At 66.4% G+C, this 21,841-nt stretch carries 15 protein-coding genes and 1 pseudogene; 9 read left to right on the top strand and 7 right to left on the bottom strand.

Features of this window, described 5'->3' with window-relative positions; all coding sequences use genetic code 11:
- Positions 1–63 precede the first annotated feature (63 nt).
- A complete protein-coding gene (locus tag RSPPHO_RS08280) occupies positions 64–1,887 on the bottom strand; it encodes an AMP-dependent synthetase/ligase (RefSeq protein WP_014414814.1) in 1,824 nt (607 codons plus the stop codon).
- 117 nt (positions 1,888–2,004) lie between these two features.
- On the opposite strand from RSPPHO_RS08280, the gene RSPPHO_RS08285 reads away from it, so the two are divergent.
- Positions 2,005–3,798: a M3 family oligoendopeptidase gene (locus RSPPHO_RS08285; RefSeq protein WP_014414815.1), complete on the top strand. Its 1,794-nt coding sequence runs from the start codon at positions 2,005–2,007 to the stop codon at positions 3,796–3,798.
- Positions 3,799–4,065: 267 nt separating this feature from the next.
- On the opposite strand, the pseudogene cobU reads toward RSPPHO_RS08285, so the two are convergent.
- The 3 genes and pseudogenes from cobU to cobS form a co-directional block, all read right to left on the bottom strand.
- Positions 4,066–4,677, bottom strand: a pseudogene (gene cobU, locus RSPPHO_RS18865) (bifunctional adenosylcobinamide kinase/adenosylcobinamide-phosphate guanylyltransferase); the annotation flags it as partial.
- Complete coding sequence (locus RSPPHO_RS08290) at positions 4,674–5,369, bottom strand: histidine phosphatase family protein (protein ID WP_014414816.1); 696 nt, start codon at positions 5,367–5,369, stop codon at positions 4,674–4,676. The pseudogene cobU and the gene RSPPHO_RS08290, both read right to left, overlap by 4 nt.
- Complete coding sequence (cobS, locus tag RSPPHO_RS08295) at positions 5,366–6,160, bottom strand: adenosylcobinamide-GDP ribazoletransferase (protein ID WP_014414817.1); 795 nt, start codon at positions 6,158–6,160, stop codon at positions 5,366–5,368. Before cobS ends, RSPPHO_RS08290 begins: the two co-directional genes overlap by 4 nt.
- A 156-nt stretch (positions 6,161–6,316) precedes the next feature.
- On the opposite strand from cobS, the gene cobT reads away from it, so the two are divergent.
- Both cobT and RSPPHO_RS21510 read left to right on the top strand, forming a co-directional pair.
- Positions 6,317–7,345 (top strand): nicotinate-nucleotide--dimethylbenzimidazole phosphoribosyltransferase, encoded by a 1,029-nt coding sequence (gene cobT, locus RSPPHO_RS08300; protein ID WP_041794767.1) that lies wholly within the window; start codon positions 6,317–6,319, stop codon positions 7,343–7,345.
- 363 nt (positions 7,346–7,708) lie between these two features.
- The gene (locus RSPPHO_RS21510; RefSeq protein WP_162138091.1) at positions 7,709–9,676 is read left to right on the top strand and encodes a methyl-accepting chemotaxis protein; all 1,968 of its coding nucleotides are present in this window, start codon (positions 7,709–7,711) and stop codon (positions 9,674–9,676) included.
- Between the two features lie 46 nt (positions 9,677–9,722).
- On the opposite strand, the gene RSPPHO_RS08310 is transcribed toward RSPPHO_RS21510, so the two are convergent.
- From RSPPHO_RS08310 to RSPPHO_RS08320, 3 genes are read right to left on the bottom strand one after another with little or no spacing between them, the layout of a single operon-like run.
- Positions 9,723–12,782, bottom strand: coding sequence for an efflux RND transporter permease subunit (locus tag RSPPHO_RS08310; RefSeq protein WP_041794768.1), 3,060 nt, complete (start codon positions 12,780–12,782; stop codon positions 9,723–9,725).
- The gene (locus RSPPHO_RS08315) at positions 12,779–13,942 is read right to left on the bottom strand and encodes an efflux RND transporter periplasmic adaptor subunit (RefSeq protein ID WP_014414821.1); all 1,164 of its coding nucleotides are present in this window, start codon (positions 13,940–13,942) and stop codon (positions 12,779–12,781) included. Before RSPPHO_RS08315 ends, RSPPHO_RS08310 begins: the two co-directional genes overlap by 4 nt.
- The gene (locus RSPPHO_RS08320) at positions 13,939–15,333 is read right to left on the bottom strand and encodes an efflux transporter outer membrane subunit (RefSeq protein ID WP_014414822.1); all 1,395 of its coding nucleotides are present in this window, start codon (positions 15,331–15,333) and stop codon (positions 13,939–13,941) included. Before RSPPHO_RS08320 ends, RSPPHO_RS08315 begins: the two co-directional genes overlap by 4 nt.
- A gap of 187 nt (positions 15,334–15,520) precedes the next feature.
- Here RSPPHO_RS08320 and RSPPHO_RS08325 point away from each other — a divergent pair, with 187 nt between their 5' ends.
- From RSPPHO_RS08325 to urtD, 6 genes are all read left to right on the top strand, one after another.
- A complete protein-coding gene (locus tag RSPPHO_RS08325; RefSeq protein ID WP_041794769.1) occupies positions 15,521–16,222 on the top strand; it encodes a response regulator transcription factor in 702 nt (233 codons plus the stop codon).
- Between the two features lie 163 nt (positions 16,223–16,385).
- On the top strand, positions 16,386–16,724 hold the full coding sequence (locus RSPPHO_RS19835; protein ID WP_157879144.1) for a hypothetical protein: 339 nt from the start codon (positions 16,386–16,388) through the stop codon (positions 16,722–16,724).
- Between the two features lie 243 nt (positions 16,725–16,967).
- Positions 16,968–18,248 (top strand): urea ABC transporter substrate-binding protein, encoded by a 1,281-nt coding sequence (gene urtA / locus RSPPHO_RS08330; protein ID WP_041794770.1) that lies wholly within the window; start codon positions 16,968–16,970, stop codon positions 18,246–18,248.
- Positions 18,249–18,320: 72 nt separating this feature from the next.
- Positions 18,321–19,898, top strand: coding sequence for an urea ABC transporter permease subunit UrtB (gene urtB / locus RSPPHO_RS08335; RefSeq protein ID WP_041794771.1), 1,578 nt, complete (start codon positions 18,321–18,323; stop codon positions 19,896–19,898).
- Positions 19,899–19,909: 11 nt separating this feature from the next.
- A complete protein-coding gene (urtC, locus tag RSPPHO_RS08340) occupies positions 19,910–21,022 on the top strand; it encodes an urea ABC transporter permease subunit UrtC (protein ID WP_041794772.1) in 1,113 nt (370 codons plus the stop codon).
- Positions 21,012–21,818 carry an urea ABC transporter ATP-binding protein UrtD gene (gene urtD / locus RSPPHO_RS08345; protein WP_014414827.1) on the top strand — a complete coding sequence of 269 codons (807 nt, stop codon included), beginning with the start codon at positions 21,012–21,014 and terminating at the stop codon, positions 21,816–21,818. The genes urtC and urtD overlap by 11 nt, the downstream gene beginning before the upstream one ends.
- Positions 21,819–21,841: the final 23 nt, after the last annotated feature.

Below are 21,841 nucleotides of genomic sequence, written 5' to 3' on the forward strand. Positions count from 1 at the left end.
AGAACGAGGGGCCTGGGGAGGCCGCGCCTCCCCAGCCTTCCCCTGCTTCCCTCAGCGAGGCGCTCAGGCCGCCACCGACGCGTTATAGAGGCTGTCGATCAGATCGCCATACGTCTCGCGGATGATATGCCGGCGCGCCTTCATGGTCGGCGTCATCTGGGCGTTGTCGATGCTGGGCGGCTCGGGAAGCAAGGCAAAGCGCCGCACCCGCTCGATGGGGCTGAGGCGGGCGTTGGCCCGGTCCACGGCGCGAGCCAGGGCGAGGCGCAACACCGGATCGTTGGCCGCCAGCGACAGGTCGTCCGAGCGCCCGGTCTCGCGCGACCAGCGCAGCAAGAACTCGCGATCGGGCACGATCAGGGCGACCAGATGGGGCATGCGATCGCCAAACACCACCACTTGGCCGATCTCCGGCTCCAGCGACAAGATGCCCTCAACGCGCTGCGGGCTGATGTTGTCGCCGCCCGAGTTGACGATGATATCCTTCTTGCGGTCGGTGATGCGGATGTCGCCATCGGCATCGATCTCGCCCACGTCGCCGGTATGGAGCCAGCCCTCGCCGTCCAGGGCATGGGCGGTGGCGTCGGGATCGTTCCAGTAGCCGTCCATGACCAGGGGGCCGCGCACCAGAAGCTCGCCATCGAGACCAATGCGGACCTCAACATCCTTGAGCGCCGGCCCCACCGACCCGATCTTGACGCGGCACGGCAGGTTGCACGACACCACCGGCGCCGCCTCGGTCAGGCCATAGCCCTGAAGCACCGGCACGCCAAGCGCCCGGAAGAACAGGCCAACCTCGGGGCTCAGCGGGCCGCCGCCCGAGACCATGGCCTTGAGCCGGCCGCCAAAGCGCTGGGACACCTTGCGTCGAACCAGATAATCCAAGGCGCCATCGGTGATCCGCTCGCGCCAGGACAGGCCGGCCGGATCTTGCAAGCGCCGGGAGCCCAGCTCGACCGCCTGATAAAACAACTTTGATTTAAAACCGTCTTCTTTTTCGATCTGGCGCAGCAGCCGGGCGCGCATCATCTCATAGAGACGCGGCACGGCGGTCATGATGGTGGGCCGGGCCTCCAGCATGTTGGCGCTCAGGGTTTCCACGCCTTCGGCAAAATACACCTCGGCCCCCAGGCAGATCGGGAAAAACAGCCCCGTGGTGTGCTCGTAGGAGTGGGACAGCGGCAAGAACGACAGGAAAATTTCGTGCGACAAACCGATGGTCGCCAGAAGATCATGGGCCCCCATGCAGTTATGCAAAATGGCCCGATGGCTCAACATCACCCCCTTGGGCGCGCCACCGGTGCCCGAGGTGTGGATGATCACCGCGAGATCATTGGCCCGGATGCGGTGGGCGGTCGAGGGCACCTCGCGCCCTTCACCCTGGGCCAGCAGGGCATTCCACGACTCAACGGGCACGTGGGCCGGGCGCGGCACGTCGTCGGCCGGATCCATCAGCACGACCAGCGGCGTGCGCCGAGCCCGCGCCGCCGCCGGCAAGAAGCGCCGGGCGAGCGGGGTCGAGACGATGGCCATGGCGGCCTCGACGTTGTCGAGAATATGCAGGTGATCCGCTTCGGTATTGGTCGCGTAGGCCGGGGTGGGAATCCCACCGGCGGCCAGGATGGCCAGATCGGCAATGGTCCAGTCCGGCCGGTTCTCCGACGCCAAGACCACCCGATCGCCGGGCTTAAGGCCGTGGTCGATCAGGGCATTGGCCAGGGCCGCCACCTGGTCGTGCACCGACGCCCAGCTCCATGGCCGGTAAACACCGCCTCGTTTCGACCACAAAAACGGCTTCTCCTTGAATCGGGCCGCCTGGGCCAGAAACAGGGCGACGAGACTGGTATGGCTTTCCTGGCGGACCACCGCAGTGCATTCCTTGGGCACGGTTTTTTTCCCCCCTTACGAACCTCTTTAAGCATGGACGATAAACCGACTCTTTGCCGTTTCCAAATGCCGCCCCATATTGCAGGGCACCCTTAAACGCCAGAAGAGAGGCTGTTCATGACGCACGGGACCTTGACGGCGCCCGATCCTGCCGCCCTCCCCGCTTGGGATCTCTCGGATCTCTACGACGGACCCGACTCGCCGCGGCTGCGTGCCGACCTCGACGCGATCGAGCACGACGCCGAGGCCTTCCGCACGCGCTACCTCGGAAAGGTCGGGACCTTGGACGGCGCGGCGCTGGGCGAAGCCGTGCAGGCCTTTGAAGCCCTTTCGGAACGCCTCTACCGCGTCTTGAGCTACGCCCAACTGCTGCACGCCGGCGACATGACCGATGTCGCCATCGGCCAGTTCCATCAGGCGATGAGCGAGCGCGGCACGCGGATTTCCAGCTTGATGCTGTTCTTTACCCTGGATCTCAATCTGATCGACGAGGACACCCTGGCCCAGCGCCTCCAGGACCCAGCCCTGGGACGCTACGCGCCGTGGATTCGGGATCTGCGTTTGTTTCGCGACCATCAGCTCTCCGACGACATGGAGCGCCTGCTGAACGAGAAGGACGTCGCCGGGCGGTCCGCCTGGATGCGGCTTTTTGACGAAACCATCGCGCACCTTTCCTTTGCCGTGGACGGCGAAACCCTCACCTCGCCTCAGGCGTTCGACCGCCTGTCCGACCCCGACCGGGAGCGGCGGCGCTCGGCCGCCAAGGCCATCGGGGAAACCCTGGAGGCCCAGCTTCGCCTGTTTTCGCGCATCACCAACACGCTTGCCCTCGACAAGCGGGTCGAGGACACGTGGCGTCGGTACCCCCATCCTCTGGCCTCTCGCAACCTCTCCAACAAGGTGGAGGATACGGTTGTTGACGCTTTAGTGACAGCGGTTCGTGAAAGTTATCCCGTTCTCTCCCATCGCTACTACCGCTTGAAGGCGAAGTGGTTCGGCGTGGACACCCTGGACTACTGGGATCGCAACGCCCCGCTCCCCGACAGCGACCAAACACGCTACACCTGGGACGCGGCGCGCGATACCGTCCTGGGCGCCTATGCCGCTTTTTCGCCCGAATTGGCGGCGCTGGGCCAGCGGTTTTTTGACAACGCCTGGATCGACGCCGGCGTGCGTCCGGGCAAGGCTCCCGGCGCCTTCGCCCATCCCACCGTGCCCTCGGCCCATCCTTACTTGCTGGTCAACTTCATGGGCAGCACTCGCGATGTCATGACCCTGGCCCATGAACTGGGCCACGGCGTGCATCAGCTGCTGGCCGCCAAGCAAGGCACCTTGCTGTCCGACACCCCCTTGACCCTGGCCGAGACGGCCTCGGTGTTCGGCGAAATGCTGACCTTCCGCGCTCTGCTCGACGGCACCACCGACCCGCGTCGTCGGCGCATCATGCTCGCCTCCAAGGTCGAGGACATGATCAACACCGTGGTGCGGCAAATCGCCTTTCACACCTTTGAAGAAAAAGTGCACCACGAACGCCAGGACGGCGAATTGTCGCCCGAGCGGTTGTGCGAAATCTGGCTCGACGTGCAAAAGGAAAGCCTCGGCCCCGCCTTCCGCTTCGACCCAGAGTACCGTGTTTATTGGTCGTATATCCCCCACTTCATCCATTCGCCGTTCTACGTCTACGCGTATGCGTTTGGGGATTGCTTGGTCAACGCCCTGTACGCCACCTATCAAAAGGGCGACGTGCCGGACTTCCAGGCTAAGTACCTCGACATGCTCTCGGCCGGCGGCACCTTGCGCCACCGCGAGCTGCTCGCCCCCTTCGGGCTCGACGCCAGCGACCCCGCGTTCTGGCGCCGCGGCCTTGGCGTGCTCCAGGGCTTTATCGACGAGCTCGAACAGGAGGGATAAGACCGCGAGGGGGGCGCTTCGCTTCGGCGATGCGGGGCTGCCGCCCCGGGCCCCGCCTGGAGGCTGACGCCTCCAGACCTCCGCTTTCTTTTTATTAATTGGCCCCCTTCCCCTCCCCTCTCTGAAAAGCGTGCTTTTCAGAGAGGGGGAGGGGAAGGGGGCCAGTGAACAGAAGAAAAAGGGGTCTGGGCATCGCCCCAGGTGGGGCCCGGGCGACAGCCCCGCGTTACCCCGGGCCGACGCGCCTCCCCAGCCTTCCTTAAGCACAAGGGGCAACCCGGCCACGCATAAGATCACCCGCCCCGCCCGCTGGGCGAGGCGCTGGTTGACGAGGCCCAGGCCATCGCGAAACGCACGACTGAGCGGCGCCATAGGCACAATGCCCAGGCCCACCTCGCCCGAGACCAGAACGACCGGCGCCTGGGCAGCGGCCAGCGCGGCATCAAGGGCCGCCAGGGCCGGGGCGACGACCGCCTCGGCCCGCCGTGCGCCCTCGGCTTCCTCGCGGGGGGAGGGCGGCTGGTCGCGCTGGGCCCAGTCGGGGTCGGCGGCGGCCATCATCAGGGAACTGAGCCACAAGATCAGGCAATCGACGAGCACGGGCCGCGTTGGATCCTGGGCATGGGTGCGCAGGGCCTCGGCCAGTCCGGCGCCGGCTTCCACCGTGGTCCACGCCGGACCGCGCCGGGCGCGATGGGTGGCGATGCGCGCCGCCATTTCGGGATCGGATCCGTCAGGGGCCGGGGCGGTGGCCAGATACAGGGGCTGAGGGCCGGCGGCCAGGGTCAGGCGTTCGGCCAAGGCGCTCTTGCCCGAGCGCGCCCCGCCCAGGACCAGGGAAAGGCGCGGCCCCGGGCGATCGGGGTCGAAAGACGTCATGGAATAGTCTCGTTCACGCACTGGACGCTCCAGCCGCGCGGCGGGCCGGCGTGGCGGTCGATGCGGGTCAGCGACAGGGGATCGATGCCCAGGCGCAAGGCGGCGGCGGGGCTGAGATCCAGGGCCTGGGCCACGGCGGCGCGGATGGGGCCGGCATGGCCGACCACGACCACGTCGCCGCCATCCATGCGCTCGCTCCAGGTTTCGACGACGTGGGCGACCCGAGCCATGACCTGGGCGAAGCTCTCGCCTTCCGGGGGCGCCTCGCGGGCTGGGTCGGACCAGAAGGTGGTGACCGCCGGGTCGGGGGGCTCGCGGGTCATCAGCTCGGTCCAGGCGTGGCCCTCCCAGGTACCGAAGTCTTGTTCGCGCAGGTCGTCTTCCTCTTCGGCCGGCTGGAGCAAGGCGCCGGCGTTTTCCAGGGCCTGGGCGGTCTGGCGGGCGCGCAGGAGCGGGCTGACCAGCAAGGTGGCGCCCGGCGGCAGGCGATCGGCCAGGATGATCAAGGCATCAAGGTCCGAGGTATCGCACGCCACATCCGAGCGCCCGAGGATGCGTCCCTTGAGGCCCGGCACCGGACCATGGCGGACCCACCACCAGCGGGTGATCCCGGGGGGCGCCGGGGCCTGGGCCGAGCCCGGCGCCTCGGCGGCCTTGGCGGGCCGCAAGGGGAGCACCCCTTTGGGGGTCACGATACGCTCCCCACCCAGGCCGCCAGAACCACAAGGGCGGTGATTTCGGCCCCCAGGGCGCCGGCGCCGATAATGTCACCGGTATGGCCCCCCACCTTGCGCTGGGCAAGCCGAGCCACGGCCAGCACCGGCAGGACGGCCAGGGCCAGGGCGGCCACGGCGGGCAGCACGGGCAGCGTGACCAGGGCCAGGAGTACGGTCAGGGCCAAGCCGGCCCCGAGGACGCGGCGATCGGGGGTGCCAGCGCCGGCACCCAGGCCATCGGGGCGGGCCGGGCCCAAAAGCCCCAGCATGAGGGCGCCGCCGGCGCGACCAATGGCGCCCCCGACCACCGGGGCCAGGAGGGCCACAGGGGTGGCGGCGAGGGCGGCGAGGGCGGCGGCGCGCAGCCCCAGGGCCACGATCAAGGTGGCCGCACCGTAGGCGCCGATGCGGCTGTCACGCATGATGGTGAGGGCATGCTCGCGGTCGCGGCCGCCGCCCAGGCCATCGGCGGTATCGCTCAAGCCATCTTCATGAAGGGCACCGCTGGCCAGCACCATAGCGCCCAGGGCCAGGAAGCCGGCGACCAAGGGGGGGGCGCCCAGGGCATGGGAGCCTGCTAGAACCACGCCGCCGATCAGGCCGACCAGGGCTCCGGCGACGGGGAAGGCCCAGACGCACGCGGCCAGCGCCGGACGCTCCGCCTTGAGGGCGGGGGGCAGGCGGGTCAGGAAACTGACGGCACAGGCGAGTTCGTTCTTGCGCTGGGTGAGCCAGGGCGTCCGGGCGGAAGAAGGCTGGCTGTTCACGGATGCAATCCTCGACAGGTTTGTCTATGTCTGGGCGGTCGCGCCCGCATCCACGGTGATACCGGATCAAAGGCGGTGTGGCCAGCGTCTCGCATCCCGTTTCAGGGGAGGGGGGGCGCTGATTTTGTCGAATTTTCCCAGGTCCAGGACCCGTCCATGTCTCACAAAGTCCAGCCCCTTTCCTCCCTTGATGACCTTCGGGCCGTGCTGCGCGCCCTGCCCGGTCCCGATGACACCGCCCGGGCCGCCGTGATTGCGCGCGAACCGACCCTGACCAAGCCGCCGCGCTCGCTGGGGCGGCTGGAAGACTTGGCGCTCTGGCTTGCGGGCTGGCAGGGCCGCCATCCGCCGACCATGAAGACGCCGCGCGCCCACGTGTTCGCGGGCAATCACGGCGTGGCCTTGTGGGGGGTGTCGGCCTATCCGCCCGAGGTCACGGTGCAGATGGTCAAGAACTTCCAAAATGGTGGCGCGGCCATAAACCAACTGTGCATCGCGAGCGGGGTCGCCTTGGAGGTGACGCCGATCGAGTTGGAGCGTCCGACCCGGCCGTTCCACCAAGACGCCGCCATGGACGAAGACGAGGTCATCGCCGCGTTCAACGCCGGCTTCACCGAGCCCCTCGACGGCGTGGATTGCCTGTGCCCGGGCGAGATGGGCATTGCCAACACCACCAGCGCCGCCGCCTTGTCCATGGCCCTTTACGGCGGCCCGGCCGAAACCTGGACCGGACCCGGCACCGGGGTGGCTGGCCATGCTCTAGATACCAAGATCCGCGTGGTGGCTGAGGGTGTGGCCCTGCATGCCGGGGCGGCGACCGACAGTCTGGACCTGCTGCGGCGCCTCGGCGGGCGTGAACTGGCGGCCATGGCCGGCTCCGTGGTGGCGGCGCGTCTGGCCCGTGTGCCGGTGGTTCTGGATGGCTTCATTTGCTGCGCCGCCGCCGCTTGCCTCAAGGCCTTTGCTCCCGATGCCCTGGACCACTGTGTCCTCGGCCATGTCTCGCGCGAGCCCGGGCATCAGGCTTTGGTCGCCAAGCTGGGCTTCGAGCCTTTGGTGCGCATGGACATGGCGCTGGGCGAAGCGAGCGGGAGCACCTTGGCGGTGCCGATCCTGCGCGCGGCCTGCCAGTGTCACGCCGGCATGGCGACCTTTGCCGAGGCGGGGGTGACCGACCGCGTGTGAGGGTGGCGACTCGGGAGGGGAGTGTTCCTTCGGGAGAAGGAAAGGCAGAAGGCTGGGGAGGCGCGGCCTCCCCAGACCCCTCGGTTCGTTAAAGGGAAAGATTATTATTTAAGCAAGAAGCTGATTTAATCATCAGTAGTCTTGGTTAATCATCGTTCTCTCATGATCCTGCTAGGTGTGAGGACCTCCCTTCGGAGGGTCAGGCGGGCATACTCCTGGTCTTTTTTGTATAAGCCTTAAGAAATCCCAGGTTTTTATTGACGCCTTCCCAGCCCCCTCCCCACAATGCCCCACGGTTGAAGACTGGACTGTTCCAGTTGTTTCTTGATCGTTACAAAGGCTCGGTGGTCCCCCATGGGCTGGATGAGAAATCTCCGTATTCGGACCAAGGCGATGGCCCTGGTCGTGGCGTCCGTTTTTACAGCAATTCTGATGTGTGGGATCGTTGCCCTGGGGTTGCAGGGCATCGGGGCCAAACTGGATCTCCTGACCCTGGTCACCGACGTTGAGCGCCAAGCCTATGAAACCATTTTGCAGGAAAAAACCTACCTGATCGGGGCTAAGGCCTCCAATCTGGCGGCGGCCCAGGGGGCGTTGACGGCAGCCCGGGCCGGGATTACCGGGGTTCTCGCCACCTTAGACCGCCTGGACCAAAGCGGGGATGCCAGTGTCCGGGCGCCGGTGCAAGGAGCGCGCGACGCAACGACCGCTTACGCCAGTCTTTATGATCAGGGGGTGGCCGCCCTCGACAAGCTGGCCGGTCTGACCGCCACCTTGGACCAGGAGGGCGAGGCGACGACCTCTTTGGTTAAAGCTTTCCTCAAGGAAACAACGGATCCCGGCACCGCAGCCAAGGCAACGGTTTTACTTGAGTATTCCTATCGCATTCGCGCTACCGAAAAGACCTACATGCTGACCCAGAACCCCGACACCTTAAAACGGGTTCGGGTCGATTTTGCCTCGATGATGAGCAAACTCTCGGTTCTCAAGCAGACGGCGCGGGGCGAGCAGGAGCAGGCCCTCATGAAGAGCCTGGAGGACGCCGCCCGGCGCTACGAGCGGGCCTCCCAGGAGTGGGGCACCCATAACACCGCCTTGTTCGGCACCCTCCTCCCCGCCATGGCGGAACAAGGCACCCAGGTCCTGGGCCAGTCGCGCGCCGCCGCTGCCCAGGCCTCGGCCGCCATGACCGCCCTGCGCGGCGCCATTTTGCGCGACCTCATCGGGGTGGGGCTTTTGATCATGACCGTCACCGTGGCCCTGGGGCTGGTCGTGACCCGGGCCCTGGCCCAGCCGGTCGCCGCCCTCACCACCGCCATGACCGCCCTTGCCAACGCCGACGTCGAGACCCCGATCCCCTGCACCGGGCAAAAGGACGAACTGGGGATGATGGCGCGCGCGGTTCAGGTGTTCAAGGACAACGCCATCGCCCGCGCCGCCCTGGAAGCCCGGGAAAAACAAGCCCAAACCGCGCGCGAGGCCCGGCGCGAGCGGCTGGAGGGCCTGACCCACGACTTCGAGCACACCATCGGCGCCGTGATCACCACCGTGACCCAGGCCGTGACCACCCTCACCACCAACGCCGAGACCCTCACCGCCGCCGCCGAGGCCAGTTCGGGCCAGAGCCAAAGCGTGGCCGCCGCCGCCGAACAGGCCCGCGCCAATGTCGAGACCATCTCGGCCGCCGCCACCGAACTCACCGCCTCCATTCGCGAGATCGCTCGGCAGGTGGCCGAAACCGCCGGCATGGCCCGCCAAGCCGTCGAGAACGCCACGCAAACCAACGCCAAGATCGCCGCTCTGGCCGGCTCGGCCGACCGCATCGGCGAAATCGTGACCCTGATCCACGACATCGCTAGCCAGACCAACCTGCTGGCCCTTAACGCGACCATCGAGGCGGCGCGGGCCGGCGACGCCGGCAAGGGCTTCGCCGTGGTGGCGGGCGAGGTCAAAAATCTGGCCACCCAAACCGGGCGGGCCACCGACGAGATCTCGACCCAGATCGCCGCCATTCAGCAAGAAACCCGCGACGCCGTGGCGGCCATCGCCCTGATCACCGACACCATCACCCGGGTCGATGAACTGTCCATGCTGGTGGCCGGCGGCATCGAGCAGCAAGGCGCGGCCACCGCCGAGATTGCCCGCAACGTCGATCAGGCCGCGACCGGCATCACCGACGTGGCCTCGACCATCGCCGAGGTATCCCGGGCGGCCCAGGAGACCGGGCGCGCGGCGCGCGGCGTGTTCCAGGCGACGGGCTGTCTGACTCACGAAAACCAGGGGCTTAAAGAGTCGGTCGAAGGGTTCTTGGCCGGGGTTCACCGGGCATAAAAAAAGGAAGGCTGGGGAGGCTTGCCTCCCCAGACCCCTCCAATCCTTACGTCTCCCGCCCCATGACCATCCGTCGCAGCAGGCGGCCCAGGTCATCGACAAACAAGAAGATCACCGGCACGACCAACAAGCTGAGGAAGGTCGAGGTGATGATGCCGCCAATCACGACAATCGCCATGGGCTGACGAAACGACGGGTCAGCCCCCCAGCCCAAGGCAATGGGCAGCATGCCGGCGCCCATGGCGATGGTCGTCATGACAATGGGCCGGGCCCGCTTGTGGCAGGCGTCCATCAAGGCCTCCAGGCGGGGCATCTTGTGTTCCCGCCGGGCCATGACGGCGTATTCCACCAGCAAGATCGAGTTCTTGGTGACAATGCCCATCAGCATCAGGAGGCCGATGACCGAGGGCATGGAAAACTCGAAGCGGGTGATCAGCAACGCCAAGATGGCACCGCCCACCGCCAGCGGCAGGGCCGCCAAAATGGTGAAGGGCTGCAAGAAGTCGTGAAACAACAGCACCAGCACGGCATAAATGCAGAAGACACCCACCCCCATGGCCACACCAAAACTGGCAAACAGTTCACTCATGCGCTGAAGCTCGCCTTGCTCGACCAAGCGCACCGAGGGCGGCAGCGTCTTGAGGGAGGGCAACTGCCGGGCCTCGCGGATGACCTCGCCCAAGGCCCGGCCGTTCAGTTCCACCGACAAGGTGATGTTGCGCGCCCGGTCCAGGCGGTTGATTTGCGATGGACCGCTGCCAAAGCCAATGTCGGCCACCGACGAGAGGGCGACTTGGCCGTTGGTGCCGGCCACCCGCAACTGGCCCAAGGCCTCCAGGGAGTCGCGCACCGATGGCGCCAGCCGGACCCGGATGGGCACCTGACGCTGCGGCAGGTTCAGCTTGGACAGCGACGAGGCATAGTCACCATACGAGGCCATGCGCACCGTGGCCGCGAGGTCGGCGGAGGTGATGCCCAACTGGGCGGCCCGGGCCACATCGGGGCGGATCTGGATTTCCGGGCGCTGCAAGGCGGCATCCGAGATGACGGCGCCGATGCCGGGCAAGGTGCGCAGGTCGGCTTCGACGGCGGCCGCTGCGGCGTCAAGGGCCACCGGGTCGTCGCTGGTTAGGGTGATGGGCAGGGTCTCGCCGTTGCCGCCCCGTCCGACCTCAATGCGGGCTCCGGGGATCTGGCGCAGCATGGCGCGGATATCGGCCTCAATCGCGCTTTGCGGCCGCTCGCGCTGGTCGCGTGGCACCAGATCAACGATCATGGTGGCGCTGCGCGGGTCGGTGAGGGTGGACACCGGGCTCATGTTGCCGCCTTGCGTGGCCGTGCCCACCGACACGAACACATGGCGCACGTCGGGCCGGGTTCGCAGCACGTCGGCGGCGCGCACGGCCAGGGCATTGGTTTCGGCGAGTGTGCTGCCCGGGGGCAGAGTCAGGGAAACTTGGGTAATGGCGTCGTCGCGGGCCGGGAAAAAGCCGGTGGGCACCAGGGGAATGAGCGCCAGCGAGCCCACAAAGAAGAGCGTCGCCACCCCCAAGGTGCGCCAGGGATGAGAGAGGCAGGCCTGGGCCAGCCAGAGATAGCGGCGCATCAGCCAGCCATCGCCCGGGGTGTGGGCGGCCGGGCGCATGAAGGTCGCGGCCAGCATGGGGGTGAGCAGGCGGGCGACCAGCAAGGAGGCCAGCACCGCCACCGAGGCGGTCACGCCGAATTGCAAGAAGATCAGCCCGGGAATCCCCCCCATGAAGGCGGTGGGCAGAAACACCGCGACCAGGGTGAAGGTGGTGGCGATCACGGCAAGGCCGATTTCGGTGGCGGCCTCCATGGCGCTTTCGCGGGCCGGCTTGCCCATGTTCATGTGCCGGGCGATGTTTTCCACCTCGACGATGGCGTCGTCCACCAGCACGCCGACCACCAGGGCCAGGGCCAGCAAGGAGATGGTGTTCAAGCTGAAACCGGCTAGGTGCATGATCCCAAAGGCCGGCAGAATGGACAGCGGCAGGGCCACCGCCGAGAGCAAGGTGGCGCGCCAGTCGCGCAGGAAGCCCCAGACCACCAGCACGGTCAACAAGGCCCCTTCCAGCAGAAGGTGCATGGAGCCGTGATAGTTGTCGAGGATGGGATCAATGATGTTGCTGGCCTCGACGATTTTGACCTCGGGATGGGCGGCGGCAAAGGTCGCAAGCGCCTTGCGGGCGGCCTGGGCCACGGCCACGTCGGAGAAGCCCCGGGTGCGCTTGATTTGGATGCCGATCACCTCCTGGCCATCGAAATAGGCCCGCGAGGCGCGCTCGGCGTGGGTATCGGTGATGTGGGCCACCTGATCGAGGCGCAGGCGCCGGCCGTCGTTGAGGGGCAAGGTCAGCGCGGCGATTTCCTCGGCCGTGCGCACGGCGCCTAGGGTACGCAAGGATTGGCGCCCGCCGCCGACCTCGCCCAGTCCCCCGGAGTCATCCTCTTGCATGCTCTTAAGGGCGCTGGAGAGTTCGGTGGCACTGACGCCAAGGCCGGCCATCAGCACCGGGTCGAGATCGATGTGGACCTCGCGGGTGATGCCGCCAATGCGTGCAACCTCGGCCACCCCGGGCACTGCCATCAAGGCCCGGGTCATGTCGTTGTCTACGAACCACGAGAGTTCGGTTTCGTCGAGAACCCCCGAGGCGATGGTGAAGGTCACGAGCGGGCTCGACATTTTCGTGACCTTGGACACCGTCGGCGGATTGAGCGCGGCCGGCAGGTCGGCCCGGATACTGTCCACGGCGCTGCGCACTTCGTTGAGCGCGACCTCGCTGTCCTTCTCGATTTCAAACATCACGCTGATCGACACCGAGCCATCGGTGACGGTGGTCAGGATGTGGTCGAGCAGGGGGAGCGAGGTCAGGGAATCCTCGATCTTGCGTGCGACCTCGGTTTCCAACTGCTGCGGCGCCGTGCCTTCCAGGGCCGCACTCACGGTGATGGTCGGCAGGTCCATGTCCGGGAAGCGCTGCACCCCCAGCTTGAAAAAGCCAACAGTGCCAAACAAGGTCAGCAAGGCAAACAGCAGCAAGGAGGGAACGGGCTGGCGGATCGACCACGTGGCGAAGTTCATGACCCTTGCTCCCGGCGGCTCTCGGTCTGGGGGGGCGAGGGGGCGGGATCGGCCACCACGTGCACCCGGGCCCCCTCGGACAAGAAGGCGCCGCCCGCCACCACCACCCGGGCCTCGGCCTCCAGGCCGCCCAGGATCTCCACCCGCCCTTCGCGCCGCTGCCCGGTGATCAGAAGCCGCCGGCTCACCCGGTTTTCCCCATCCACCACAAAGGCATACGGTCGGCCATCGCGCAGGACCACCGCCGTTTGCGGCAGGGTCGGGGTTTCGCGCGAGGTAATGAGCAGGTCGCCGGTGGCATAGCTGCCAGGGCGTGCCCCGCTGTCGGGCGGCAGGGCCACGTACACCAGGGCCCGGCTCGTCTTGCTGTCGAGGGTCGGCGCCACCAGCCGCACCGTGCCGGTGACCGCGCGGCCCCCGGGCAGGGTCAGGCGCGCCTCTTGCCCGGGGGCAATCCGCGGCAAGGTCGTCGCATCGACTTCGGCCTGCCACTCCACCCGACCCTGGCGCAGCAGTCGGAACAGTTCGGTGCCCACCGTGACCACCGCGCCCAACTCGGCCGAGCGTTTGGTGATGATCCCGTCGTCCACGGCCCGGATCACGGTTCGGTTGAGATCAATCCGGGCGGTTTCCAGCTCGGCCTGGGCGGCGGCGAGGCTGGCGCGCGCCGTGCGTTCTTTGATCAGATAGTCGGAAATCTGTTGGTCTGACAGCGCGCCACTGTTCTTGATCGCCCGCGCCCGCTTGGCCTCGGCCTCGGCCTGGGCCAAGGCGGCGTCGGCCTGGGCTACCTGGGCTTCTTGCTTGTGCACGGTGGCTCGGGGCGCGTCGTCGGCCAGACGCGCCAGTTCCTGGCCCTTGCGCACCACCGCGCCGACATCGACCAGGATCTCGGTCAGGCGCAAGGACCCGACCTCGACACCGATCACCGCCTCGTGCCAAGGCGCCAGCGCGCCGGTGGCGGTCACACTGACCGGCCACACGCGCGGTTCCAGCCGGGTCAGACTGACCGAAAGCACGCTCTGGGCTGCCCCCGCAGACGGGGCCGCCGCCGGAGGGGAGGCCTCGGGGGAGGGAGGGGCCGGGAGCAAGGCATACACCGCCACCCCCAGGCCCAGGCCGACAACGACAATGATTCCCAAACGCAGCCAGCGGTTCACGGAGACTCTCCCGTCGCGGGGGACCAGCCGCCCCCCAGGGCCTTATATAAAGCGATCCACTGTTGGATCTGGTCACGCTGGACCGTCACCAAGGTGGTCTCGGCGCCCAGGGCATTGCGCCGTGCCTCCTCGCGGTCGAGGACGCTGGCCCCGCCGGCTCGCCAATTGCGGTCGGTGGCCTCGAAATAGGTGCGGTAGCCGGCGGCCGCCGCCTGGGCATCACCCGTGCGCCGGGTGGCGCCATCAAGGCGGACCAGGGCCTGCTCGGCCTCCTTGATGGCGGTGCGCAGGGCCTCCAGATACTTGGCGCGCTGCTGCTCGAAGGTGGCGCGGGCGCTTTCCACGGCGGCTTGGCGTTTGCCCCAGTCGAAAATCGGCAGGCTCACCGCCGGGCCAACAATCCACGAGAGCTTCAGGCCCTCCAGCGAGGTCCCCGACTTGGTGATGGACCCCGTGAGCGACACGCTAGGCAGGCGGTCGGCCTGGGCCTGACCGATCTCGGCCGAGGCGGCGGCCATCTCGCGTTCCAGCGCCGCCAGATCGGGGCGTTGGGTCAAGGTGCGCGTCGGCACCGCCGCCACGTCGAACGCCGCCGGTTGGGGCAGGACATCGGGCCCCTGGGTCAGCATTGCCCGCACCGTGGGATCGTCGAGGCCGGTCAGGGCGGCAAGGCTTTTGACCAGCACGTCGCACTCCGCTTCCTGTTGGGTCAGGGTCGCGGTGGCCGAGGCGGCTCCGGCGGCCACCAAGGCGCCGTCGGCCGGGGTGGTGAAACCGGCTGTAACGGCCACACGGGTGATGCGCGCCGTTTCGTTTTGCGAGGCGGCCTCGTCGGCATAGAGGCGGGCGAGGACCTTGCAGGCCCGGTACTGCACATAGGTATCGGCCACTTCGGCGGCCAGAGACACCCGGGCATCGTGCCAGTCGCTGACCCGGGCCTCCAGGCGGGCGCGGGCCGCTTCGGTGCCCCGGCGGACCTTGCCCCAAAGGTCAAGCTCCCACGAGGCATCCAGGCCGCCGCTGTAGGTGGTGCTAAACACCGTCTGGCCCATGGTGTCCTGGCGAGCGCGCTTGAGGGAGGCATCCCCGGTGAGGGCGGGCAGACCCTCGGCCCGATCGCTGGTCACGGTGGCCCGGGCCTTGTCGATGGCGGCCCAGGCCTGGCCCAGCGACGGGCTGTCCGCCTCGGCCTTCTCCAACAACTGCGTCAGCACCGGATCCTTGAACTGGGCCCACCAGCCGACCAAACTGACCGTGGTGCCGCCGTGGGGCAGGGGGGCCGTCCAGGTGGGCGGGACCGGGGCTTCGGGGCCGGCATAGTCCGGGCCCAGGGTGCACGCACTCACCAGTCCCAGGGCCAACAGTCCGACAAGGCGCGACGCTGCGGGCATGATCTCCGTTTCCTCTCAGCCGATGCCGGCGATGAGCCTTAATGGTAGGGTTCCCACTGTCAAGAGAGGTCAGGGCGGTGTAAAGTTGTGTAAAGATTGTCCTCCTCTTGTCCCCAACCGCCGTCAGGCCTTGACGGACGGCCAGATCTCCATTGACAGGGCAGAACGAACTCTCACACTCCCTCCCATGCAGCACGTTCTTCTCGTCGATGATGACACCGAACTCACCGCCATGCTCGCTGAGTATCTGGCTCAGGAAAACTTCACGGTGCGCGCCGTCGCCTCGGGCGAGGAGGGCGTGGCCGAGGCCCTGAGCGGCCTTTATGCCATCGTCGTTCTCGATGTCATGCTGCCGCGCCTGAGCGGCATTGAAACCTTGCGGCGAATTCGCAAGGAAAGCCGTATCCCGGTGCTCATGCTCACGGCGCGCGGCGATCCCATCGACCGCATCGTGGGCCTCGACCTGGGGGCCGACGACTACGTGCCCAAGCCCTGCACCCCGGGCGAACTGGTGGCGCGCCTGCGGGCCATCTTGCGCCGCAGCGGCGCCGCCGAAACGCCGGCCGGCGTGGTGGTGCAAGCCGGCAGCCTCGTGCTGTGGCCGGCCAGCCGCCGGGCCGAATGGCAGGGCCAGCCTCTGGACCTGACCGGCACCGAGTTCAGCCTGCTTGAGGTCCTAACCCGCCAAGCCGGGCGCTTGGTCAGCAAGCAAGATCTCTCCAAGCGGGCGCTCGGGCGTCCCTTGACCCCGTATGACCGCCGCATCGACGTGCACATCAGCGCCATCCGGCAAAAGCTCGGCCAGCGCGAGGATGGGCGCTCGTGGATCCAAACAGTGCGCGGCGCCGGCTATCAACTGGTGTGCGATACCGCCCGCCCTCTCAAGTGATCGAGGGGTCTGGGGAGGCCGCGCCTCCCCAGCCTTTCTTTTTTTTAAGGCTGGGGAGGCGCGGCCTCCCCAGACCCCTCGGTTCCTTTTGAGGCTGCCTCTTGCCTCGGTGTGTGCCCCCCGTATGCTGGAGCACTTTTTTTTGATCAAAGGAGGGGGTTGGATGAAGCGGCGTGATTTTTCTGGCGGCGGCCTCGGCCGGTACCGCCGTTGGAAGGCTGGGGAGGCGGGCCGTCCCCAGTTACCCGTCCGCCCTTTCGTGGGACGGAACGCCGGGAAACGAGGGGTCTGGGGAGGCCCGCCTCCCCAGCCTTCTCTTCATCGGGAAAAACTCGAGAAACAGACGCCCTTTATCCTTGGAAGAATTATCCCCAAGGCATTTCTGGAGAGCCTCGGAAGTATTCCGCTTGCTCAATCCTTCCTATTCATGTATCCAGAAACAGTCTGGAAACACAAATTCTCGGTGCTGCCTAAAAAAACACCAAGAGAGAGGCAACTTTAAGTTATTGTCTTCTTTAATTTTTTAATGATAGGGAGGCTGCATTTGTTTAACCCAATGATTGTTTTGGTGTAATTTTTTGCAGTGCGCACTCCCCACCTGAACATGGAAGTGGCATCTATCGCGCAAGGAAAAGGTCGGGCGGCCGGGCTTTTTGGAAAATTCTTTGTGATTCAAGGGGCGGGGTTCTTTGGCCCGCGTCTTGCTATCCCCCTGGCATCGTCAATGTCTCACGGGGGATGTTCCATGAAGTTCATTCGGTCGCTGGGGGCGGGTCTGCTGGCCGCCGCTTCGTTGCTGCCCTTCACCCTTGCCCACGCCGACGACGGGGTGATCAAGGTTGGCGTCTTGCATTCGCTGTCCGGCACCATGGCGATTTCCGAGACCACGCTGAAGGACACCGTCCTGATGATGGTCGATGACCTCAACAAGAAGGGCGGTCTGCTCGGCAAGAAGGTCGAGGCCGTGGTGGTCGATCCGGCCTCCAACTGGCCGCTGTTCGCCGAAAAAGCCCGCGAGCTTCTGGAAAAAGACAAGGTAGCCGCTGTGTTCGGCTGCTGGACCTCGGTGTCGCGCAAGTCGGTGCTGCCAGTGTTCGAGCAGATGAACGGCTTGCTGTTCTACCCTGTGCAGTACGAGGGCGAGGAAAGCTCGCGCAATGTGTTCTATACCGGCGCTGCCCCCAACCAGCAGGCCATCCCGGCCGTCGATTACCTGATGAGCGAGGACGGCGGCGCGGTGAAGCGCTGGGTCCTGGCCGGCACCGACTACGTCTATCCCCGCACCACCAACAAGATCCTGGAAGCCTACCTGAAGGCCAAGGGCGTGGCGCCGGAAGATATCATGGTCAACTACACGCCGTTCGGTCACAGCGACTGGCAGACCATTGTTGGCAACATCAAGAAGTTCGCCGCCGAGGGCAAGAAGACCGCCGTGGTCTCGACCATCAACGGCGACGCCAACGTGCCTTTCTATAAGGAACTGGCCAACCAGGGCATCAAGGCTGACGATATCCCGGTGGTTGCCTTCTCGGTCGGCGAGGAAGAACTGGCCGGTATCGACACCAAGAATCTGGTCGGCCACCTCGCCGCCTGGAACTACTTCGAGTCGGTCAAGACCCCCGAAAACGACGCCTTCATCGCCCAGTGGCACGACTTCACCAAGAACCCGAAGCGCGTGACCAATGACCCGATGGAAGCCACCTACATCGGCTTCAAGATGTGGACCCAGGCCGTGCGTCAGGCCGGCACAGTGGACGTGGACGCGGTGCGTCAGGCCATGTACGGCCAGCAGGTCAAGAACCTGACCGGCGGCGTGGCGGTGATGAACACCAACCATCACCTCTCCAAGCCGGTGTTCATCGGCGAGATCCAGGCCGATGGCCAGATCCAGACCGTGTGGAAGACCAAGGGCGTCATCAAGGCCGACGCCTGGAGCCCCTACATCCCCGAAAGCGCCAAGCTGAAGGCCGATTGGACCTACCCCTGGGTCTGCGGCAACTGCGCGGAAGCCAAGTTCAAGGACTAAACCGCCGTCGTGCCGGGTCCCTGCGCGCGGGGACCCGGTGTCCTGCCGTTTTCCCCGAGCAAGGGGGGTGTCATGCTCAAGCTGGTCCTGGTCGTGCTGGCCCTGCTGGTTGGATCTCCGGCCTTTGCCGACGACTATGCCGACGCCGTGCGCGCGCTCAATGCCGACGGCTTCTCCCAAAAAATCAACGCCGTCGAGGCTCTGGCCGCCCTTGGGGATGGCCGGGCCGCCGTTGTGCTCGATGCCATGGCCGAGGGCCGCCTGCGTGCCACGCCCGACGGTGCCTTGATCGTGGACCAGGGCGGCCAAACCCTGGACGCCCTGACCCTGAGCCCGACCGCCCCGGTCGAGGCCCAGCCGCTGACCGTCAATAACCGGCTGCGCGGGGTTCTGCGCGCCGCCTCGGCCCGCCTGGGCCTGATGAGCCCCGACCCCGAGATCCGCCGCCGCGCCGCCCAGGCAGCCCAAGCCACCCCCGATCCAACCGCCACCGACCTCCTGCGCCGCGCTCTCGCCGCCGAGACCGAACCCGCCATCCGCGCCCTCTTGCAAGAAGCCGTGGCCTTTGCCGATCTAGCGGCGCCCGCTCCCGAACAGCGGCTGGCCGCCATCAAGGCGCTCGAAGACTCCTCCGATCCCAAGGCGCGGGGCGCTTTGCGCCGTGTGCTGGACACCGAGACCGATGCCAGCGTCAAGGCCGCCGCCGAGGAAGCGGTACGGGCCATGGACCTGCGCCTGACCCTGATCTCGATCGGCGCCAACGTGTTCCAGGGCTTGAGCCTGGGCAGTGTCCTGCTGCTGGCCGCCATTGGCCTCGCCGTGACCTTCGGGGTGATGGGCGTCATCAACATGGCGCACGGCGAGATGATCATGCTGGGCGCCTATACCACCTTCGTCGTTCAGGAGGTCTTTCGTGCTCTGCTGCCGCCGGCCTTCGAGGGCTTTTATCTGGTGGTCGCCGTGCCCGTGGCCTTTGTCGTCACCTTCCTGGTCGGCGTGGTGCTGGAGCGCTCGGTCATTCGCTTTCTCTACGGCCGGCCGCTCGAAACCATGCTGGCGACCTGGGGCTTGTCCCTGATCTTGCAGCAGGTGGTCCGCACCTTGTTCGGGGCGAGCAACCGCGAAGTCTCCAACCCGGCCTGGATGACCGGAGGCCTGGACCTGGCCGGGGGCTTTACCTTGACCTACAACCGCCTCGTCATCATCGTGTTTTGCTTTGCCGTGCTGGCCGCCCTGGCCGCCCTCCTGCGCTGGTCGCGCTTTGGCCTGTTCATGCGCGCTGTCACCCAAAACCGCTCGATGGCCTCGGCCATGGGCATTCCCACCGGCCGGGTTGATGCCGCAACCTTTGGCTTGGGCTCGGGCATTGCCGGCATTGCCGGGGTCGCGCTCAGTCAGATCGGCAACGTCAGCCCCAACCTTGGCCAGGGCTATATCGTCGATTCCTTCATGGTCGTGGTGTTCGGCGGGGTCGGTTCCCTGTGGGGCACCTTGGTCGGCGCCTTGTCGCTGGGCCTCGTCAACAAGCTCCTGGAACCCTATGCCGGCGCCATGCTGGGCAAGATCCTGGTGCTCGTCTTCATCATCTTGTTCATCCAAAAACGTCCACGCGGTCTCTTCGCCCTGAAGGGCCGCATGGTGGATCAGTGACGGGGGCCGCCATGATCTCTTCAACCGTTGGCGCGCGTCCCGTGCTGCTGGGCCTGGGGCTGGGGGCCCTGGTGTTCCTGGTTCTGGTGCCCGCCCTCAATCTCCTGGTGCCCGAAACCTCGGTGTTTCACGTGCCCAACTACGTGATCACCGTGCTCGGCAAGTACCTGTGCTATGCTATCCTGGCCCTCGCCATGGATCTGGTGTGGGGCTATTGCGGCGTGCTCTCCTTAGGCCACGGCGCCTTTTTTGCCCTGGGCGGCTATGCCATCGGCATGACCATGATGCGGGCCATCGGCGCGCGCGGGGTCTATGGCAACCCTGATCTCCCCGACTTTATGGTCTTCCTCAATTGGTCCGAACTGCCCTGGTACTGGCTGGGCTTCGATCACTTTTGGTTTGCCGCCCTCATGGCCCTGGTGGTGCCGGGGGTTCTGGCCTTTGTCTTCGGTGGTTTGGCTTTTCGCTCGCGCATTACCGGGGTGTATCTGTCGATCATCACCCAGGCCATGACCTTTGCCCTGATGCTGGCCTTTTTCCGCAACGAGATGGGCTTTGGCGGCAACAACGGGCTCACCGACTTCAAGGACATCCTGGGCTTTGATCTCGCCCGCCCGGAAACCAAGATGGGCCTTTACCTCGTCTCGGCCGTGGCCTTGGGGCTGGCTTTCCTGGTGGCGCGGTTGGTGGTGCGCTCCAAACTGGGCCGGGTCATGGTCGCGGTGCGCGACGCCGAAAGCCGGGTGCGTTTTCTCGGCTACTCACCGGCCCGCGTGAAGCTGTTTGTCTTCGTGCTCTCGGCGGTGATGGCCGGGCTGGCCGGGGCGCTCTATGTGCCGCAGGTCGGCATCATCAACCCTTCCGAGTTCTCGCCGGCCAACTCCATCGAAATCGCCATCTGGGTCGCGGTCGGCGGGCGCGGCACCCTGGTCGGGGCCTTGGTTGGCGCGTTTGCCGTCAACGGTGCCAAGACCTGGCTGACCGGTGCCGCCCCCGATCTTTGGTTGTTCTTCCTCGGCGCCTTGTTCATCGCCGTCACCTTGGGCATGCCGCGCGGCATCGTCGGGGTGTGGAGCGATGTCCGCCGCCGCTTTGGGGTGAAGGAGTCCGGCCATGGCGCCTAATAACCTGTCTTATCCCATGCAGGAAAAGCCGGGCGGCCCGGGAGGCTTCGCCGCTGGGACCATGCTCTACCTCGACGGGGTCACCGTGAGCTTCGATGGCTTTCGTGCCCTCAACGAGCTGTCCCTAGTCATCGCGCCGGGCGAACTGCGCACCATCATCGGTCCCAACGGCGCCGGCAAGACCACCATGATGGACGTGATCACCGGCAAGACCCGGCCCGACAAGGGCGATGTCCTGTTCGATGAAAACATCGACCTGACCCGGCTCGATGAATCGGCCATTGCTACCTTGGGTGTCGGGCGCAAGTTCCAGAAGCCCACGGTGTTCGAGCCCCTCAGCGTATTCGAGAACCTGGAACTGGCCCTCAAGGCGCCGCGCGGCACCTGGGCCACTTTGCGCGCCCGCCTCAGTGGGGCGCAGCGGGATAAGATCGCCGCCGTGATGCGCCGCATCGGCCTCGCCGACAAGGCCACCCAGCCGGCCGGCGCCCTTTCGCACGGGCAAAAGCAGTGGCTGGAGATCGGTATGCTCCTGCTTCAGGAGCCGCGCGTGCTGCTGCTCGACGAGCCGGTGGCCGGCATGACCGACGCCGAGACCGAGGCCACCGCCGCCTTGATCTTGGAACTGGCTGAGGACCATCAGCATTCCCTGATCGTCGTCGAGCACGACATGACCTTTGTGCGTGCGCTTGGTGCCAAGGTCACGGTGTTGCACGAGGGCTCGGTGCTGGCTGATGGTTCGCTCGATTTCGTGCAGAGCCATCCGAAGGTGATCGAGGTGTATTTGGGGCGGTAACGCGGGGCTGCCACTGGTTTGGT

This window comes from Pararhodospirillum photometricum DSM 122, from assembly GCF_000284415.1.
Taxonomy (GTDB): domain Bacteria; phylum Pseudomonadota; class Alphaproteobacteria; order Rhodospirillales; family Rhodospirillaceae; genus Pararhodospirillum; species Pararhodospirillum photometricum.

Coding starts and splice junctions, on each gene's coding strand:
- RSPPHO_RS08285 (WP_014414815.1), top strand. CDS start 2,005: ATGACGCACGGGACCTTGACGGCGCCCGATCCTGCCGCCCTCCCCGCT.
- cobT (WP_041794767.1), top strand. CDS start 6,317: ATGTCTCACAAAGTCCAGCCCCTTTCCTCCCTTGATGACCTTCGGGCC.
- RSPPHO_RS21510 (WP_162138091.1), top strand. CDS start 7,709: ATGAGAAATCTCCGTATTCGGACCAAGGCGATGGCCCTGGTCGTGGCG.
- RSPPHO_RS08310 (WP_041794768.1), bottom strand. CDS start 12,782: ATGAACTTCGCCACGTGGTCGATCCGCCAGCCCGTTCCCTCCTTGCTG.
- RSPPHO_RS08320 (WP_014414822.1), bottom strand. CDS start 15,333: ATGCCCGCAGCGTCGCGCCTTGTCGGACTGTTGGCCCTGGGACTGGTG.
- RSPPHO_RS08325 (WP_041794769.1), top strand. CDS start 15,521: ATGCAGCACGTTCTTCTCGTCGATGATGACACCGAACTCACCGCCATG.
- RSPPHO_RS19835 (WP_157879144.1), top strand. CDS start 16,386: ATGAAGCGGCGTGATTTTTCTGGCGGCGGCCTCGGCCGGTACCGCCGT.
- urtA (WP_041794770.1), top strand. CDS start 16,968: ATGAAGTTCATTCGGTCGCTGGGGGCGGGTCTGCTGGCCGCCGCTTCG.
- urtB (WP_041794771.1), top strand. CDS start 18,321: ATGCTCAAGCTGGTCCTGGTCGTGCTGGCCCTGCTGGTTGGATCTCCG.
- urtC (WP_041794772.1), top strand. CDS start 19,910: ATGATCTCTTCAACCGTTGGCGCGCGTCCCGTGCTGCTGGGCCTGGGG.
- urtD (WP_014414827.1), top strand. CDS start 21,012: ATGGCGCCTAATAACCTGTCTTATCCCATGCAGGAAAAGCCGGGCGGC.